18 protein-coding genes are annotated in these 15,640 nt (G+C 67.8%); 9 read left to right on the top strand and 9 right to left on the bottom strand.

What is annotated here, in order from left to right:
- Positions 1–146 precede the first annotated feature (146 nt).
- Complete coding sequence (locus ACQPXM_RS11085) at positions 147–851, bottom strand: SDR family oxidoreductase (RefSeq protein WP_432947504.1); 705 nt, start codon at positions 849–851, stop codon at positions 147–149.
- A 154-nt stretch (positions 852–1,005) separates the two neighbouring features.
- Here ACQPXM_RS11085 and ACQPXM_RS11080 point away from each other — a divergent pair, with 154 nt between their 5' ends.
- Together ACQPXM_RS11080 and ACQPXM_RS11075 are read left to right on the top strand one after the other, a co-directional pair.
- Positions 1,006–1,539, top strand: a complete 534-nt coding sequence (locus ACQPXM_RS11080) for a CGNR zinc finger domain-containing protein (protein WP_432947502.1) — start codon at positions 1,006–1,008, stop codon at positions 1,537–1,539.
- A gap of 134 nt (positions 1,540–1,673) precedes the next feature.
- Positions 1,674–2,315, top strand: coding sequence for an alpha/beta hydrolase (locus ACQPXM_RS11075; RefSeq protein ID WP_432947500.1), 642 nt, complete (start codon positions 1,674–1,676; stop codon positions 2,313–2,315).
- A 105-nt stretch (positions 2,316–2,420) separates the two neighbouring features.
- On the opposite strand, the gene ACQPXM_RS11070 is transcribed toward ACQPXM_RS11075, so the two are convergent.
- A complete protein-coding gene (locus ACQPXM_RS11070) occupies positions 2,421–3,494 on the bottom strand; it encodes an aldo/keto reductase (protein ID WP_432947498.1) in 1,074 nt (357 codons plus the stop codon).
- 178 nt (positions 3,495–3,672) lie between these two features.
- Between ACQPXM_RS11070 and ACQPXM_RS11065 the strand changes: the two genes are divergently transcribed.
- Complete coding sequence (locus ACQPXM_RS11065) at positions 3,673–4,563, top strand: AraC family transcriptional regulator (RefSeq protein ID WP_432947496.1); 891 nt, start codon at positions 3,673–3,675, stop codon at positions 4,561–4,563.
- 115 nt (positions 4,564–4,678) lie between these two features.
- Positions 4,679–6,256: an alkaline phosphatase D family protein gene (locus ACQPXM_RS11060; RefSeq protein ID WP_432947494.1), complete on the top strand. Its 1,578-nt coding sequence runs from the start codon at positions 4,679–4,681 to the stop codon at positions 6,254–6,256.
- A gap of 97 nt (positions 6,257–6,353) precedes the next feature.
- Here ACQPXM_RS11060 and ACQPXM_RS11055 read toward each other — a convergent pair whose 3' ends face one another.
- From ACQPXM_RS11055 to ACQPXM_RS11045, 3 genes are read right to left on the bottom strand one after another with little or no spacing between them, the layout of a single operon-like run.
- Positions 6,354–7,109: an SDR family oxidoreductase gene (locus ACQPXM_RS11055; RefSeq protein WP_432947492.1), complete on the bottom strand. Its 756-nt coding sequence runs from the start codon at positions 7,107–7,109 to the stop codon at positions 6,354–6,356.
- A 27-nt stretch (positions 7,110–7,136) separates the two neighbouring features.
- The gene (locus ACQPXM_RS11050) at positions 7,137–7,880 is read right to left on the bottom strand and encodes an SDR family NAD(P)-dependent oxidoreductase (RefSeq protein ID WP_432947490.1); all 744 of its coding nucleotides are present in this window, start codon (positions 7,878–7,880) and stop codon (positions 7,137–7,139) included.
- A 34-nt stretch (positions 7,881–7,914) separates the two neighbouring features.
- On the bottom strand, positions 7,915–8,751 hold the full coding sequence (locus tag ACQPXM_RS11045; RefSeq protein WP_432947488.1) for an SDR family oxidoreductase: 837 nt from the start codon (positions 8,749–8,751) through the stop codon (positions 7,915–7,917).
- Positions 8,752–8,856: 105 nt separating this feature from the next.
- On the opposite strand from ACQPXM_RS11045, the gene ACQPXM_RS11040 reads away from it, so the two are divergent.
- Positions 8,857–9,426, top strand: coding sequence for a TetR family transcriptional regulator (locus tag ACQPXM_RS11040; protein WP_432947486.1), 570 nt, complete (start codon positions 8,857–8,859; stop codon positions 9,424–9,426).
- Positions 9,427–9,529: 103 nt separating this feature from the next.
- Here ACQPXM_RS11040 and ACQPXM_RS11035 read toward each other — a convergent pair whose 3' ends face one another.
- Together ACQPXM_RS11035 and ACQPXM_RS11030 are read right to left on the bottom strand one after the other, a co-directional pair.
- Entirely contained in the window at positions 9,530–10,141 is a 612-nt protein-coding gene (locus tag ACQPXM_RS11035) for an ester cyclase (RefSeq protein WP_432947484.1), read from the bottom strand.
- 85 nt (positions 10,142–10,226) lie between these two features.
- A complete protein-coding gene (locus tag ACQPXM_RS11030; protein WP_432947482.1) occupies positions 10,227–10,766 on the bottom strand; it encodes a RidA family protein in 540 nt (179 codons plus the stop codon).
- Positions 10,767–10,913: 147 nt separating this feature from the next.
- Between ACQPXM_RS11030 and ACQPXM_RS11025 the strand changes: the two genes are divergently transcribed.
- Positions 10,914–11,885, top strand: a complete 972-nt coding sequence (locus ACQPXM_RS11025) for a LysR family transcriptional regulator (RefSeq protein WP_432947480.1) — start codon at positions 10,914–10,916, stop codon at positions 11,883–11,885.
- Here the strand turns inward: ACQPXM_RS11025 and ACQPXM_RS11020 are convergent.
- Complete coding sequence (locus tag ACQPXM_RS11020) at positions 11,836–12,714, bottom strand: LysR family transcriptional regulator (RefSeq protein ID WP_432947478.1); 879 nt, start codon at positions 12,712–12,714, stop codon at positions 11,836–11,838. The two genes, ACQPXM_RS11025 and ACQPXM_RS11020, sit on opposite strands and share 50 nt — an antisense overlap.
- Positions 12,715–12,782: 68 nt before the next feature.
- On the opposite strand from ACQPXM_RS11020, the gene ACQPXM_RS11015 reads away from it, so the two are divergent.
- The gene (locus ACQPXM_RS11015; protein WP_432947476.1) at positions 12,783–13,223 is read left to right on the top strand and encodes a nuclear transport factor 2 family protein; all 441 of its coding nucleotides are present in this window, start codon (positions 12,783–12,785) and stop codon (positions 13,221–13,223) included.
- Positions 13,224–13,240: 17 nt separating this feature from the next.
- Positions 13,241–14,164 carry an NADP-dependent oxidoreductase gene (locus ACQPXM_RS11010; protein ID WP_432947474.1) on the top strand — a complete coding sequence of 308 codons (924 nt, stop codon included), beginning with the start codon at positions 13,241–13,243 and terminating at the stop codon, positions 14,162–14,164.
- A gap of 59 nt (positions 14,165–14,223) precedes the next feature.
- Here ACQPXM_RS11010 and ACQPXM_RS11005 read toward each other — a convergent pair whose 3' ends face one another.
- Positions 14,224–14,604 carry a MerR family transcriptional regulator gene (locus ACQPXM_RS11005; protein ID WP_432947472.1) on the bottom strand — a complete coding sequence of 127 codons (381 nt, stop codon included), beginning with the start codon at positions 14,602–14,604 and terminating at the stop codon, positions 14,224–14,226.
- 132 nt (positions 14,605–14,736) lie between these two features.
- Here ACQPXM_RS11005 and ACQPXM_RS11000 point away from each other — a divergent pair, with 132 nt between their 5' ends.
- Entirely contained in the window at positions 14,737–15,609 is an 873-nt protein-coding gene (locus ACQPXM_RS11000; protein ID WP_432947470.1) for an LLM class F420-dependent oxidoreductase, read from the top strand.
- The last annotated feature ends 31 nt before the right edge of the window (positions 15,610–15,640 follow it).

Here is a 15,640-nt window from a genome sequence, read left to right as displayed (position 1 = left end):
TGCTCATTCAAGACGAGCGTCCCCCGGCGTCCTAGACCGATGGGCGCGAACCGCTGCACGATCCGCTCAACCTCGGCCCGGTTGCCTCGCGACGTGCCGAAGCCGCGCTCCTGCCCGCGGGCAGGAGCAGCCGACTCGTCAGGCAATCAGCGCGACACGTCGAGCGATTCGACCGGACCGGACAGGGCGCTCTTGAAGTGCCGGCTGGGATCGTCGGCCAGCAGTTCGGCCTCGCCCTTCTGCAGCGCCGTGACGATGTCCGCGGCCACCGCGCGGGGGTCGTTCTTGGCTCCGCCGAGCTGGCTGACCAGATCGGTGTCGGTCAGCCCCAGCTGTACTCCGAGGACCTGCGTGCCCTGCCCAGCGAGTTCGCTGCGGAGCGTGTTGGTGATCGAGATCAACGCAGCCTTCGCAGCCCCGTACGTGCCGGACCCCGGGAACCCAGCGATCCACGCCGTCAGGGAGTGCAGGTTGACCAGAGCACCTCCGCCGTTCGCGGCAAGGACCGGCGCGAACGCCTTGGCGACCCGCAACGGCCCGAAGGCGACGATGCCGAACACGCGCTCGACCTCGGCCTGGTCGTCTTGCAGCAGCGGGCCGAACGTCATGATCCCGGCGTTGTTGACGACGATGCTGACGTCCTTGGCGGCCTCCGCGAGGTCGGCCGCGGCGTCCTTGTTCGCCAGCTCGAACGCGAGCGGAACGATCCGCGCATCGTCCGCCGGCACCGGCACACGCGACGTGACGTACACCTTCGCGGCGCCGGCCTGCAGCAGCTCCCGCACGATCTCCTTGCCCAGCCCGCGCTGGCCCCCAGTCACCAACGCAACGGCTCCGCTGACAGCGGTCATCACACTCTCCTGGCTTCGACATAGGCAAACGTCTATTTGCCTCTGTCGAGAGACAGTATCCAGCGGTATTGACCGAGTCAAGTAGGGTTCACCTATGTCATGGTCGGCCACCGACAGGTTCCGAGCCCGACCCGCGCCGGGTGGGCTCGCCCTGGTGCAGGAACTCGTCAACACCCACGCCGTCCAGCGCGATGGCGAAGACCTGCTCGCCGATCGCGTGGCCGCGGTGCAGTGGCTGCGGAACGCGGCGAAGCAGTGGGGCAAGACATTGGGGCAACCTTCGCCGCGGCTGGAACTGAGCGAGTCGGACCACCGGAAACTGCTGGAGCTGCGGTCGGTCGTGGCCGGCCTGCTTGCGATACCCGTTGATCAGCGCGCCGAGGGCACGCCTGTCGGCACCAGGGTGAAGGTCGCGGCGAACGTGGTGTGCGACGACGAGGGAAGAGTGGGACTGGAGCCCGTCGGCAAGGGCAGCGATTGGGTCGAGTCAGCCGTCTGGTCAGAGATCCTTCTGGCCCAGCGCGCGGGCACTTGGTCCCGTCTGAAGTTGTGCCGTGAGCCCGGATGCCGCTCCGCCTTCTACGACACGTCCCGGAACCACAGCGGCGTCTGGCACAACGTTCACATCTGCGGCAACATCACGAATCTGCGCGCGTCGCGCTCCCGCAGGAAGACGGACGCACAGTAGAGCGATGGTCAGGACCTGAAGCCCGTAGTACCTCCAGGGCATCACAGCGGTCACAACAGGTCTTGGACGCGCGCGAACCGACTCGCGCACAGTCGAGGCATGAACGACAAGCACACGGACGAGCTGGTCCTGCGGTGAAGCCGGGAATCAACCGCGACGCGGTACTGTGGTCGGAGACCGAGCGCCGTCGCGGTCAGCGCCCCTTGCTGGTGATGCTGCACGGCTGGAGCTACGACGAGACCCACCTGTACCGGCGGCTCGTCCCGCGGCTGCCGAAGAACATCGTGGTCGCCTCGGTCCGCGCGCGCATCCCAGAGGCCGGCGGCTACGCCTGGTTCCCCAGCGCGGGCAATCCGATCGGCGATCCACAACCCCGAGTCGCGAACGCCGCGACCGACGACGTCCTGGACTGGCTGACCACCCTCGACACTCCGTCGATCGGCCTGCTCGGCTTCTCCCAAGGCGGCGCGATGGTGCACCAACTCATGCGCCACGCGCCCGACCGTTTCGCGTACGGCGTGAGCCTGGCCGGCTTTGTTGTCCACGACAACCAACCCGGCGACTCCACGCTGGCCAGGACCCGGCCCCCGGTCTACTGGGGCCGCGGCGAACAGGACTGGGTCATCCCCGACAGCGCCATCCAGCGCACCGAGCGCTGGCTCGAGGAACACGCCACCGCCGACATCACCGTCTACCCCGGCCTTGGTCACGAGGTGGCCGGCCAGGAGATCGACGACGTGGCCACCTTCGTCGCTGCCCAACTTCCCGACGCCTGACGATCTCTCCTCGAATGCGTCAAGACAGCGAGTTCAATGCCGAAGGCGCCCTGCCGCGTGCCGCGCCGGCCAGTCACCCAAGGAGTCGGTGATCACCGAACCTTCTCAGTAGCGCGCGCTGTTGGCGTGCAGCAACGGGAGAACCGTCGACGGCCGTCCGTCGACCGTGGCACCGGCGAACTGCAGGCTCGGTGCGAGCAGCCGGTTGTTCTCCGCCGGGAAGTTCAGCTTCGGCGCAGAGACCTCATCGAGGGCGGCCCGGTGAGCCTCGGAGAGCGTCACCTCGAGTGCGCCGAGGTTCGTCTCGAACTGGTCGATCCGGCGGGCGCCGATCACGATCGAGCTCACTCCGGGCCGTCCCCGCAACCACGACAGCGCGACCTGCGCCGAGGGCACGCCGAGCTCCTCGGCGACGGCGTTCACGGCATCGATCACCACCAACTCGGCGTCGCTCGGCGCTCGGCCGCGAGTGGTGTCGACCGCGGCGGTGCTCTTGCTGGAGTACTTACCGGACAGAAATCCTCCGTGCAGCGGCGACCACGGCATCACTCCCATCCCCATGGCCTGTGCCATCGGCAACAACTCCCCCTCTGAGGTCCGCTCGAGCAGCGAGTACTGCACCTGCAGGGCGATGATCGGCGACCAGCCGTGCCACCGCGCGAGCGTTGCCGCCTCGGCAGTCGCCCAGGCCGGCACATCGGAGAAACCGACGTAGCGGATCTTCCCGGCACGGACCTGGTCGTCGAGTGCCCGCAGAGTCTCTTCGCGAGGAGTCGCCGGGTCGAAGTTGTGCAGCCAATAGAGGTCGATGTAGTCGGTGCCCAGGCGACGCAGCGACGCTTCGAGCTGCTGCACGATCGCCTTGCGGCCGGGGCCGCCGCCGTTGGGGTCGTTCTCGTACAGATTGCAGAAGAACTTGGTCGCGAGCACCAGCCGGTCGCGCAGCTCCGGCCGGGCGACGAGGAAGTCGCCGATGATCTTCTCCGAGTGCCCGTTCGTGTAGGAGTTGGCGGTGTCGATCGAGTTGCCGCCGCGCTCCACGTAGTCGCCGAGGATCTTTGCGGAGTCCTCGGCGGAGCTTCCCCAGCCCCAGTCCTCGCCGAAGGTCATGGTGCCGAGGGTGATCGGGCTCAGCCGCAGACCGGACCGGCCGAGCGTGACGTAAGAATCCAAAGACATGGTCGTTTCTCCACGAAGGGGTGGGATCGAGCCGCCGATCGGCGATCCCGGAACGTGCCTTCAGTCTGGACCGACGTCGCGCTGACCCCTAGACCAAACTGCTCGAAGCTCTGCACGATCCGCTCAATCTTGCCCGGATCGTAGGTCTCCTATCCGCGGCCTGTGTTTCACTCGGACGATGGACAAGCTGGCCGCCCTCAGGGAACGGATCACCCGGCTGGCCGAGGGACACGAAGGCCCACGGTGGATCGACAGCGTTCTGGTGTTCGCCACCGACCGGGTGACCGTGCCGATGGGCACGGTCACCCAGCCGATGCTGACGCTGGTGGTGCAAGGCGCGAAACGATCGATCCTCGGCGACCGGGTGTTCGAGCACCACCCTGGTCACGCCGCCGTCGTGACCGTCGAACTTCCGCTGGTCTCAGAGATCATCCGCGCGAGCCGGGCCGAACCGTTCCTCGCACTCGGGCTGCGGATCGAACCGGCAACCATCGCGCAACTGCTGGTGGAGGGCGGAACCGGCCCCGTCGCGCCACACCACGGCCCGGGCATGACCATCGACCCGGCAAGTGACAATCTGCTCGACGCGCTCGACCGGCTGCTTCGGCTGACTGACGACCCACGCGACTTCCGCGTACTGTCCGCCGGAGTCCGGCGGGAAATCCACTGGTGGTTGCTGAACGGGCCGCAGGCGGCGATGGTCCGTCAAGCCGGGACGGCCGACAGCCGGCTGACGCTGGTCGCTCACGCGATCGGGTGGATCAAGGACCGGTATGACCAAGTGATCCGCATCGACGATCTCGCCGCGGCCGTCGGCACCAGCGTCTCCTCGCTCAACCGGCATTTCCGTGCCGTGACCGCCATGAGCCCGCTGCAGTACCAGAAGCAGATCCGGCTGCAGAAGGCGCGCAGCGCGCTGATCGCCGCGCCGAACGACGTGGCCGCGATCGGCTACTCGGTGGGGTACGACAACCCTTCGCAGTTCAGCCGCGAGTATCGGCGCCTCTACGGCGCACCGCCCGGGCAGGACGCGCTGCGCCTGCAGAAGGCGGTCATCGTGCGGGAATAGTGGCACGAACTGGTCGGCTGCAGCCTTCGAGATCACCTTTTGTTTGCCTTCGCTCTTGGCTGCGGACAACCGGATGTGAATGACTGACGACTTCCGTCAGCTTCTTGGAGGTTTCATGCCTACGGTTTCCGGTGCGCTGGGGCGCCGGCACTTTCTCGGTCTGGCTGGTGCGGCGACTGTCGCCGGCGCGGTCGGCGCGGTCGGCGCCGAGGTGCCGGCCGGGGCGGTCCGTCCGCTCGGCGACTTGTTCATGCTCGGAGTGGCCTCGGGCGACCCGCGTCCTGACGGCGTCGTGCTCTGGACCCGCCTGGCGCCGGAACCGGTCGCGCCGGACGGCCGCGGCGGGATGCCGGACAAGCGGTACGCGGTCCGGTGGGAGGTTGCGGAGGACCCGTCGTTCCGCCGGGTGGTCCGCCGCGCGGTCGAGCACGCCGTACCGGCTTGGGGGCACTCGGTTCATGCGGAGGTGCAAGGACTGCGGCCGGACCGCGAGTACTGGTATCGGTTCGCGGTCGGCAACCAGCTCAGCCCGGTCGGGCGGACGCGCACGGCACCGGAGTCGTACCGGCGGCTGAACGAGTTCACCTTCGCGTTCGCCAGTTGCCAGGCCTTCCACGAAGGCTTCTTCACCGCGTACCAGCACCTGGCGCAAGAAGACCTCGACCTGGTCGTGCACCTCGGCGACTACATCTATGAAGGCAACTCGCAGGGCACGATCGGGCGGGGGCATCTGCCCGCGGCGGAGACTTTCAGCCTGGCCGACTACCGGGTCCGCTACGGGCAGTACAAGTCGGACCCGCATCTGCAGGCCGCGCACGCCGCCGCGCCGTGGGTGGTGGCGCCGGACGACCACGACGTGGAGAACAACTGGGCCGGCGACATCTCGCAGCTCGACGACGAGCCCGACCAGGACCCGGCCGTGTTCCGGCAGCGGCGGGCGGCGGCGTACCAGGCGTACTACGAGAACCTGCCGCTGCGCCGGACGTCGATGCCGAGCGGTCCGGAGATGCAGGTGTACCGGCGGCTGACCTTCGGCAACCTGCTGCAGCTGAACGTGCTCGACACCCGCCGGTTCCGGACCGACCAACTCGAGTGCGTGCGCGGCTGCGACGACCGTTTCGACCCGGCCCGCACGATGCTCGGCGCCGAGCAGGAACGCTGGCTCCTGGACGGCCTCGGCCGCTCGGACGCTCGCTGGAACGTGCTCGGCAACCAGGTGTTCGCCTTCGAAGCCGACCACGACGCCGGCGCCTCGGAGCGATTCGGGATGGACACCTGGGACGGGTACGCCGCCGCCCGGCAGCGGCTGTTCGACGGCGTGGTCGAGCGCCGGGTCGACAACTTCGTGATGATCACCGGCGACGCCCACCGCAGCGTCGCGGCGGACCTGAAGCTGGACTTCACCGACCCGTCGTCGCGGACGGTCGGCACCGAGTTCCTCGGCACGTCGATCAGCTCCGGCGGCAACGGAACCGACATGGACGCGCTCGGCCGGACCTGGTTGGCGGAGAACCCGCACATGCGCTTCCACAACAGCCAACGCGGCTACCAGCGGTGTGTGCTGACACCGGCCGAGTTCCGGACCGACTACCGGGTGGTGGCACAGGTCACCGTGCCGGACGCGCCGATCAGCACCCGCGCATCGGTGACCGTCGAGGCCGGCCGAGCCGGGGTCGCCGACGTCGCGGGCTGACCATCCCACGGGAGGTCCGTGAGTTGATTCGCACTTCTCGGGCTTGAAGACCTGCTGCGAAGTGCGAGGCCGGTCGGCGCGCCCCGATCACGACCGCCTATTGGGGCAAACCGCCGGTGACTCCGATGGTCGTGCCGCTGACCCAGGCGGCCAGGTCGCTGACGAGGTATTCGGCGGCGTCGGCGACGTCGGTGGGTGTGCCGATGCGATCTCCGATGCGGCCGGCGGCCTGGAGGCCGCGGAACGGGGAATCGGCGGGGATGGAGTCGATGAAGACGCCGGCCTCGTCGATCGGCCCCGGCATGATGGTGTTCACCGTGATGCCGCGGCCGGCCACCTCCCTGGCGAGGACCTCGGCGAAGTGCCGGCCGGGCGCCTTCACCGCGGTGTAGAGGCCGGCCCCGGCGACGGGATGAACGATGGCGGTGGAGGCCATGTAGATGATTCGCCCGTTGTCGGCGACGTGTTTCGCGGCACGCTGCATCGTGAACAGTGCGCCGCGGGCGTTGACGTTCACCATGCTGTCGATCTGCTCGTCGCTCAGCTCAGCGATCGGTACTCCGAGGAGCTCCAGGCCTGCGTTGGCCACCACGATGTCCACCGAACCGAAGCGTTGGGTGGTCTCGGCGAAGAGGAGGTCGATGTCTGCGGCCTTGGAGACGTCGGCTTTGACGGCGATCGCCTGCGCGCCGTACTGGTGTACCTGTTTCAGCGCCTGCTCGGCGTTGGCTGCGTTGGACGAGTAGTTGACCACGACGTTGGCGCCGAGCTGTGCGAAGCGCAAGGCCACGGCCTTGCCGATGCCTCGGGCAGAGCCGGTGATCAGGGCGGTCTTTCCGGTGAGATCAGTCATTGTCCTGGTTCCTTGGTGTCTGGTGGGTCAGCGAGTCGGCTGGTGCGCCGCTGGGTCGGGGAAGCGGTACTCGACCTGGCTGCGGTCGGTGTAGAGGTCCCAGTAGGTCTGGGCGAGTTCATCGGGGTCGAGAATGTTCAGGCCGGTGGCACCGCCGGTGACCTCGGCGAGCATCTCGGGGGTCATCGCGGCGTACGACTCGCTGTCCTTGATCAGCGCGGCCAGCGTGGCGACGCCCGCATAGACGCCGGCGTCGGCGACCTCGCCGTGCAGGGAGTAGACGAAGTTGCGGATGCCGGCCATCGCCGGACCGATTCCACTGATGAAGGGCTGCGGGTCCGCGGCCGTGAAGCCGCCGGTGACGATGAACCCGCCACTGCGACGCTCGAGCATTTCAGGCAGCGTCGCGTGGGCGATCGCGACCGGGCTCAGGAGGAGGAGATTCACGTAGCGGCTTAGCTGGTCGCTGTCGAGAGCGGTCGCCGGAACGAAGGCGGTGTCCCCCGGCAGGGGCTGGTAGGAGACGACGTCGATACGGCCGAAGTGGTCCTTGATGGTCTCGACCGCGCCGCGGGCGTTGGCAGGGTCGAACAGGTCGACCGCGAACGCAGCAGCCTCGACGTTGTCCGCGGCGAGCTCGTCGACGATGGCCTGCAGCCGCTCGGCGCGACGGGCGACGAGCGCGACGCGAAAACCCTCCTTTCCGAATCGGCGGGCCAGTGAGGTTCCGAGACCGCTGCCGGCACCGAAGATGGCGATGACTTGAGACATTGGGTTTCCTTTGTTGTCGAAGTGGATGGCAGGCTCAGAAGTCGATCGAGAACGTGAGGTCGCGGGACGCTTCGAGCTCTGCGAGCCGGCCGGTCAGCGCGGACTTGATCGCCGAGTACGCGTCGCTGCCCAGGGCCAGGCGGCGGGGAGCTGGGCTGACATCGGCGGAGGCCACGATCGCGGCCGCGACCTTGTCCGGATCCCCGGGCGCTTCAGCGGTGATGTTGCCTGCGGACGCCAGGTACTGACGCACCTGGCCGACCGGGCCGGAGGCGTAGGCCGGCAGCGGCTCGGCGACGTCGAGGTTCGCACCGAACGTCGTACGGATGAGGCCTGGCTCGATCATGGTGATGCCGACGCCGAACGGCGCGACCTCGTCGATCACGGACTCCATGAAGCCCTCCACCCCCCACTTCGAGGCGTGGTACATGCTCGCGCCAGGGCTGGAGATTTGCGAGCCCATCGTCGACAGCTGGATGAACCGGCCGCCGCCTTGCTCGCGCAGGTACGGCAGGACCGCGCGCAGCAACTGGACCGGGGCCGTCAGGTTCAAGGCGATCTGCTCGTCGATGCTCTCGTCCGACAGCTCCTCCGCCGCTCCGACCGCGCCACGGCCGGCGTTCGAGAAGATCACGTCGATGCGGTGCAGTTCAGCGAAGGCCCGCCCGACAACGTCGCGGAGCGCCTTGGTTTCGGTGACGTCCAGCGCCGCTGTCCACAGCTGATCGGGGTACTGCCCCGCCAGTTGCGCGAGAGTCTCCGGGTTCCGCGCGACCGCGGCGACCCGGTGACCGCTCGCCAGCAACTGCGTCGTGACCGCACGGCCGATGCCGGATGACGCACCTGTCACGAACCAAGTCTTCGAAGTCATGGTCTTGCCCTCCACAGATCTAAATCAACTAGTTGGTTGAAATATGGCGACCGTAGACGACCGCGTGCTTGAATGTCAACCAGGTAGTTGGTTTAGACTGGGGACATGAAGTACGACTCAGCCGCTACCCGCGCGCGGCTCCTCGCGGCAGCGCACGACGAGTTCGTCCGGGTCGGCCTGGCCGGCGCCCGGGTCGACCGCATCGCGGCCGCCGCGTCGGCCAACAAGCAGGCCATCTACGCCTACTTCGGGTCCAAGGAAGCGCTCTTCGACGCCGTACTCGCCGCACGCCTTCAAGTGCTCGCGGACGTGGCGCCGTTCGATCCCGGCGATCTGCCCGGCTACGCCGGCGCCTTGTTCGACGCGCTGGTCGCCGATCCCGGCGTCCAGCGGCTGAGTCAGTGGAAGATGCTCGAAGTACCAGAACCGTCCGAAGGCGAAGTCGACGCACACGTCACCAAGGCCGCCGCACTGGCCGAGCACAGCGGCGTCGACCTGACAACCGCCACCGACGTCCTGATGATCGTGTTCGCGGCCGCGCTCAGCTGGAACTCCACGGCGAGCAAGATCCGCAACCCCCTGGACGACGACAACTCCCGGCGCCTCACTCAGCACCGCGCCGCCATGGTCAGGGCAGTCGCGGCGCTGACCGACGCGCTGCTCGAGAAGCCGTGAAGTCATACCGTTGCTTCCGGCTCGGAGCCGCGGTCGCGGTGATGGTGAGGGCCGGGATCCAGGCCAGAGCCGGACGGCGTACGCCGCCAGCAGTCCGCCCAGTCTAGCTGCCGATGCCGAGCTGGGCGAAGAAGTTCCGGTCGTCCCAGAACAGAAACTCTTCGTCCATGTAGCCGCGGCGTCGGTTCCAGATGCCGACGGTGGCCATGTTGATCGCGTACTTCTTGCCGGTGGGCGGGATGAAGCCGCCCTTGCCGTCGGGCATGGGGCGAGTAAAGGTTCCCCGCATCACGCCGGTGACGAGGGTGAACTCGTTCATCGCGATGCGCAGATTGTGCTCGAGGATGCGGGTGTCAGGGGCCCAGACGAACTGCGCCTTGAGATCGGCGATGTGCCGCTCGATGCCGTCGGCGTAGTGCCCGTCGGGCCAGTGCACGCGGATGTTCGGGGCGTGACTCTCCCCGAGCCGGTCCCAGTCCTGGTGGGTGAAAACGTCGAAGTCGAGCTCGTCGAACGTCTTCAGATGCGCGCGTTCCGCCGCGGTCAGGCCGCGCGGAAACGGCGGGTTCGGAACTGGCGTGGTGGCCGGATCGGGCATCGGGGTGTGCCCATCGGGGTGATGTGCGCCAGCCGGCGGGGTGGCGCCGACAACGCTCAGTGCCAGCGCTCCGAAAGCAACGGCGCCGCTGTCACGCAACAAAGTACGGCGATCCATCAGGTGTCTCCTCGGAAATCGGTGGAACGGTTGCTCAGGGCCCGGTCGGGCCGAGAACCTGGAGTGCGAACTTCTCGCGGCCACATCACTCGAAGAGGGCGGCGATGCCTTGAAGTTCCATCAGTGCCTCCGGGAACCACAGCGCGCTGACGGCGATCACGGCCTGGGCGGGATAGTCGGGCCCGACAAGGCGTCGCCACACCGCCTGGATCTCGTCGTAGTGCGCCTGGAACTGCGGCAGGTCGGTCACGAAGATGGTCAGGCTGACGAGGTTCTTCGGACGGCCGCCGGCAGCGCGCACCACGCTGAGCAGGTAGCGCAACGCCTGCTCGTACTGAGCCACTGCCCCGACTGCCCAACTGCCGTCCGGGTGCTGGCCGACCTGGCCGGCCAACAGCACGGTTCGGCGAGCCTCCACCGCGACACCGTGCGAGAAGCCCAACGGAGGCGGCACGTTCGATGGGTTGATCACCTGGTACGACGACCCATGTGAGGCGTGAGCTGTGCCGGGCAGGGCAACGGCGGCAGCACCCGCAGCCATCAGACCCGCACCGCCGCTCAGCAACGCCCTTCGTGCGAGCGGACCGCCTGCGGTCGCGGGGGTCGCGGTGTCACGTGCATTCACTGGTTCTCCTTCGAGTCGCGCGGTGAGAAGTGATCGCCCGACGCAGCGACGTCCAGCCCTGCGTCGTTGAGCACAGCGGGTTCAGTAGATCGCCGCGGGCCCGGAGCAGGGAAATACCAATTCGGTAAGCGCTGATAGCGTGCCGATATGAGTGAGCTCGATGTCCGGCAGCTGAAGTACTTCGTCGCGGTGGCGGAGGAGTTGCACTTCGGCCGGGCGGCTGAGCGGCTGTCGATCGCTCAGCCACCGCTGTCGCGAACGATCAGCGACATGGAACGCCAGCTCGGCGTCACCTTGCTGGAGCGAACGACCCGGCAGGTCCGGCTGACGGAGGCCGGCGAGGTCTTGCTGCGCGACGCACGCGCCGCGCTGGATGCGATCGCCGCTGCGACGCGGCGAACCCAGCAGGCCGGACACGGGAACGGCGCGCTACGGCTGGCGTTGAAGGTGGACTACGACGGCGGAATCCTGCCTGCTGTGCTGGCCGCCTTCGAGCGTGACGAAAACGCCCGCCCAGTGGAGTTGCTGCTGGGTGATCTCGGTGAACAGGTGCAGGCGCTGCGCGACGGCAGGGCGGATGTCGCGCTGATCCCTGCCCCGTTCGACGACCGCGGCCTGGACGTCGAGTCGGTGCTGACCGAGCCCCGTCTGGTCGCGCTGGCGGCCGGCGACCCGTTGGCAGCCCGCGCGTCGCTGCGCCTGGCCGACCTGGAGGGCAGGACGCTGGCCGACGGCACACCCGCCACACGCGGTCCAGGAACGTCGGAAGGGCCTTCGGACGACGGTGCGGCTCCATGCCGGGATCTGACGCACCTGCTCACGCTCATCGAGCTCGGCCGCGCCGTCTGGTTCCCACCGACATCGGTTGCCGCCCGCAACCAACGCGCCGGCGTGGTGTATGCCGAGGTCACGGACCTTCCACCAGCCGAACTGCTGATCGCCTGGCCCCAGGGGGTGCGATCCGCGTTCGTGTCGGCGTTCGTCCAGGCTGCGCACCTCGCGGTCCGAGCGTCGGGCGGTCTCCGCGCGGACGCGGGACCGCCGGCAGCGGTGACGAAGGTGTCTGATCTCAACGGGCAGGAGAGCGGTCGGCCTCGGCCGTCCGCGATGCCCGCCTGAACGGGCCCGAGGCAACAGCACCCCTGATTCGCTTCGGCGTCGCGACAGCGTGGATCAATGCGTCGCGTTCGGCGTTCGGTTCCCCCGGTGACCACGCGAGCACGAGTGTGGTGGGTGGCAGATCCAGGACAGGAACTGCGGTGACAGCGGATCCGAGCCGATCGCGCGTTCCTTCTCCGACCACGACGGACAACTGGCCGAGACCGACCCGGTCGATGATCGCGTCCAGCGGCTCGGCCGGGCACACGTCGGTGTACGTCGGATCTTCGCGCAGCTCGGCCGTGGTGGTGGCTTGCCGTCCGGCCAAGGGATGGTGGACTGACACCAGCGCCACCGGCCGCTCGATCGCGACCTCAACGGTCCGGAACTCACCGGCCGGCAACTCATGGCTGCACACGAGCGCGACGTCTGCCAGACCCGCCACCAAGGCCCCGGTCTGGTCGTGGGTGTGCACCAATTCGACCGGTACCGCCACGGGATCTTCGCCGTACGCCGTCAGCAGGCCGACCAGCACGCCGGCGCCGGCGCCCGGCCGGGTGGCGAGTCTGAGTCGAGGCGGCCGAGCGGCCTCGCGCGCTCGCTGGACGGTTGCGTCGATCGCGGTCAACGCGCGCTGAGCCGCGTCCAGGAACGCTTGACCGGCCGCCGTGAGGGCCACGCTGCGGCTGGTCCGATCGATCAGCCGGACGCCGACCCGTCGTTCGAGCCTGGCGATCGCCCGCGACAGCGGCGGCTGTGCGATCCCGAGCTGTTCAGCTGCGCGGCCGAAGTGCAGTTCCCTGGCGACCGCGACGAAGTAGCTCAGCTCGCGGGTCTCCAAACGATCCATACCTTCAGGGTAATGATGGGAGGAAAGCCGTCATTGCTCGCCGGTTCGGGGACTGATGACCTGGACCCATGACCGACGAACGCGCCATTCAGCACCTACTGGCCCGGTATGTCCGGGCCACCGACGCCCGCGACGGTTCCGCACAGGGTGCTCTGTTCACCGACGATGCCGTTGTGCAAATCCTCGTCAAGTCCGACACCGGCGAACACCTGCCGGCCGGCGAACCACTCATCGGTGGCTCCGGTGTGCGCTGGGCCGTCGACAACCTGATGCCCGCCCTGCCTCCCGGCTTCTCCAGCCACCACCTCACCGCCGACCACCTGATCGAGGTGACCGGTGATCGTGGCCACCTCAACGCACAGTTCGTCGTGTTCCTCACGTCCGCCGACGGCACCATCCGGCCAGTGGAGTCCGGCTACTACGACACCGACCTGCACCGGCTGGAGGACGGATGGCGCATCACCCGCCATGACGTGCTGATGGACCGCCCGCCCCACCAGCCGGCCTGATCGCGAAACGGAGAATGATGAAGGCGATCGTCTACCGCCGGTTCGGCGGTCCTGAAGTCCTGGAAGCCGCCGAGCTGCCCCGGCCGAAGCTCGACCTGGACGGTGTCCTGGTCCAGGTCAAGGCAGCAGCGGTGAACCCGGCAGACCTCAGCTACCGGCAGGGAATGATGGATCATGCCGTCGAGACGTTCTTCCCCGTCGTACCGGGGTGGGACCTGGCCGGAGTGGTCGTCGAGGCCGGTCCGGCTGCCCCGGAGTACAAGCCGGGTGACGAGGTCATCGGCTACCTCCGCGGTCACGCCCTGCACTCCGGCGCGTACGCCGAGCTGGTGGCAGCCGACGTGCAGATGCTGGCCCCCAAGCCCCACAACCTGTCTTGGGCCGAAGCTGCGGGGCTGCCACTGGCCGGACTGACCGCCTATCAGGCGGTCGTGCGCGCGCTGGCCGTCAGGTCAGGCGAAACGGTGCTGATTCACGCCGCGGCCGGTGGAGTCGGTTCGCTGGCCACCCAGATCGCGCTGGCCCGGGGAGCCCGCGTGATCGGTACCGCTTCGCCGGGCAATCACGCCTACCTGACCTCACTCGGCGCGACGCCTGTACGGTACGGCGACGGGCTGGCCCAGCGCGTCCGCGAACTGGTGCCCGCAGGCGTCGACGCCGTGCTCGACGCCGCCGGTCGCGGCGTGCTGGCGACCACACCGGAAGTCGGCAAGAAGACCGTGCGGGTCGCGAGCGTGGTCGATCCCACCACGTATCCAGGCACCATCGGGGTGTTCGCCCGGCTGATCCCGACCGACCTGGCCGCTATCACCGCCCTCGCCGAGGCGGGCGACCTCACTGTCCGAGTCGGCCGCAGCTATCCCCTGCACCAAGCCGCACAAGCACATCGCAACGTCGCCTCCGCGCACAGCAACGGAAAGGTCGTCCTGGTTCCATCCTGATCTCAGCTCCGGCGGACGCTTGCCGGCGGGGTGCCAGTGAGCACTCGGCCGGCAATCTCTTACTGAGCCGCTTGATCCTTTTCGCTCAGTTCCATCGCACGGCAGTACTCGATCTGCTCCAGCACGAGCTTTCGCGTCGTCTTCAACGATGCGATGCGCGCATCGATCAACTGGAGCTTGTCACGCAAGCTGCGCTGCACGGCTGCGTGGTCGAGCGATCCGTGGCTCATCTCCTCCAGGAAGCCCTGGATCTCTCGCAGCGAGAACCCCATCGACTTGCCGGTGGCAATCAAATCCGCGGTCCTCAGATCCTCGTCGGTGTAGACCCGGTACCCGTTGTCCTGGCGACTGCGGCCGAAGAATCCCAGCTTCTCGTAGAAGCGAACAGTGTCGGCGGAGTATCCGGCTCGCTTCGCGAACTCCCCGATCAGCATCGACATCTCACGCTCCTCCTCGAAGCCCGTACGCGCGCACCTGCCGCACATCGCGACATCTGCTCTTGACCTTGGAGCGTACTCCAAGGTTTAGCTTGATTGGAGCAGTAGCCGGCCCACCACCATCAGGAGACAACCTTGCTGGACATTTCCCTGCCCGCTTGGGGCATTTGGCGACCGAGAACCACTGCGGAACAGGCCGCCGAGATCGAGGCGATCGGATTCGGCGCGCTCTGGATTCCGGGTCAGACGGCGGAGATCGCGGGAGCCGACGAGCTCCTGGCGGCGACCTCGTCGCTGATCGTCGGTTCCAGTGTCGTCAACGTCTGGGCGGGCGATGCCACCACGGCGGGACGCTCGTACCATCGCCTCAACGAACGCTTTCCTGACCGCTTCGTGCTCGGAATCGGCATCGGTCATCCGGAACTCAACCAGGGCTTCCAATCGCCGCTGCAGGCCATGACGCGCTACCTGGACGAGCTCGATGCCGCGGGCGTGCCCGTTGAACGGCGGGTGATCGCGACGCTAGGACCCAAGATGCTCACCCTGGCAGCGAAGCGGGCCGGCGGGGTCATTCCTTACTCGGTCACGCCCGACTGGACACGGCGTGCGCGCGCCGCAGCCGGTGACGATGTCGTCATCGCGCCCGAGCACAAGGTCGTGCTGAACACCGATCCTGCACGGGCCCGAGAGACCAACAGCGAGTACATGGCCTCCATGCTGCGGTTGCGGAACTACCGCACGAGTCTGCTTCGGCAGGGGTTCACCGACGACGACCTGGTCGGGCGCGGCAGTGATCGCCTCGTCGACGCGCTCGTTGCTCATGGCAACGTCTCGACTGTCGCCGCCAAGCTGCGAGAGCACGTCGCTGCCGGCGCCGACCACGTCGCGATCCAGGTCATGTGCGACACCGCACCGACGATGAGCGACACCCCGGTACCAATCAGCGAGGACGAAACCTTCGACGTCTACCGCGCACTGCACGACGCGCTTGTCAACGATCAACGGTAGTTCCTGGCCAGTCGGGGGTGACAGGAAGAGG

The organism is Kribbella sp. CA-253562 (assembly GCF_050942265.1).
In the GTDB taxonomy this organism is placed as follows: domain Bacteria; phylum Actinomycetota; class Actinomycetes; order Propionibacteriales; family Kribbellaceae; genus Kribbella.
This window is presented reverse-complemented; position numbering and strand designations above follow the sequence as displayed.

What these genes read in the sequence shown, in the direction of transcription:
- ACQPXM_RS11070 (WP_432947498.1), bottom strand. Translation starts at nt 3,494, where the DNA reads ATGTCTTTGGATTCTTACGTCACGCTCGGCCGGTCCGGTCTGCGGCTG.
- ACQPXM_RS11020 (WP_432947478.1), bottom strand. Translation starts at nt 12,714, where the DNA reads ATGGATCGTTTGGAGACCCGCGAGCTGAGCTACTTCGTCGCGGTCGCC.
- ACQPXM_RS11055 (WP_432947492.1), bottom strand. Translation starts at nt 7,109, where the DNA reads ATGACTGATCTCACCGGAAAGACCGCCCTGATCACCGGCTCTGCCCGA.
- ACQPXM_RS11085 (WP_432947504.1), bottom strand. Translation starts at nt 851, where the DNA reads ATGACCGCTGTCAGCGGAGCCGTTGCGTTGGTGACTGGGGGCCAGCGC.
- ACQPXM_RS11015 (WP_432947476.1), top strand. Translation starts at nt 12,783, where the DNA reads ATGACCGACGAACGCGCCATTCAGCACCTACTGGCCCGGTATGTCCGG.
- ACQPXM_RS11010 (WP_432947474.1), top strand. Translation starts at nt 13,241, where the DNA reads ATGAAGGCGATCGTCTACCGCCGGTTCGGCGGTCCTGAAGTCCTGGAA.
- ACQPXM_RS11040 (WP_432947486.1), top strand. Translation starts at nt 8,857, where the DNA reads ATGAAGTACGACTCAGCCGCTACCCGCGCGCGGCTCCTCGCGGCAGCG.
- ACQPXM_RS11065 (WP_432947496.1), top strand. Translation starts at nt 3,673, where the DNA reads ATGGACAAGCTGGCCGCCCTCAGGGAACGGATCACCCGGCTGGCCGAG.
- ACQPXM_RS11025 (WP_432947480.1), top strand. Translation starts at nt 10,914, where the DNA reads ATGAGTGAGCTCGATGTCCGGCAGCTGAAGTACTTCGTCGCGGTGGCG.
- ACQPXM_RS11035 (WP_432947484.1), bottom strand. Translation starts at nt 10,141, where the DNA reads ATGGATCGCCGTACTTTGTTGCGTGACAGCGGCGCCGTTGCTTTCGGA.
- ACQPXM_RS11045 (WP_432947488.1), bottom strand. Translation starts at nt 8,751, where the DNA reads ATGACTTCGAAGACTTGGTTCGTGACAGGTGCGTCATCCGGCATCGGC.
- ACQPXM_RS11060 (WP_432947494.1), top strand. Translation starts at nt 4,679, where the DNA reads ATGCCTACGGTTTCCGGTGCGCTGGGGCGCCGGCACTTTCTCGGTCTG.
- ACQPXM_RS11005 (WP_432947472.1), bottom strand. Translation starts at nt 14,604, where the DNA reads ATGTCGATGCTGATCGGGGAGTTCGCGAAGCGAGCCGGATACTCCGCC.
- ACQPXM_RS11050 (WP_432947490.1), bottom strand. Translation starts at nt 7,880, where the DNA reads ATGTCTCAAGTCATCGCCATCTTCGGTGCCGGCAGCGGTCTCGGAACC.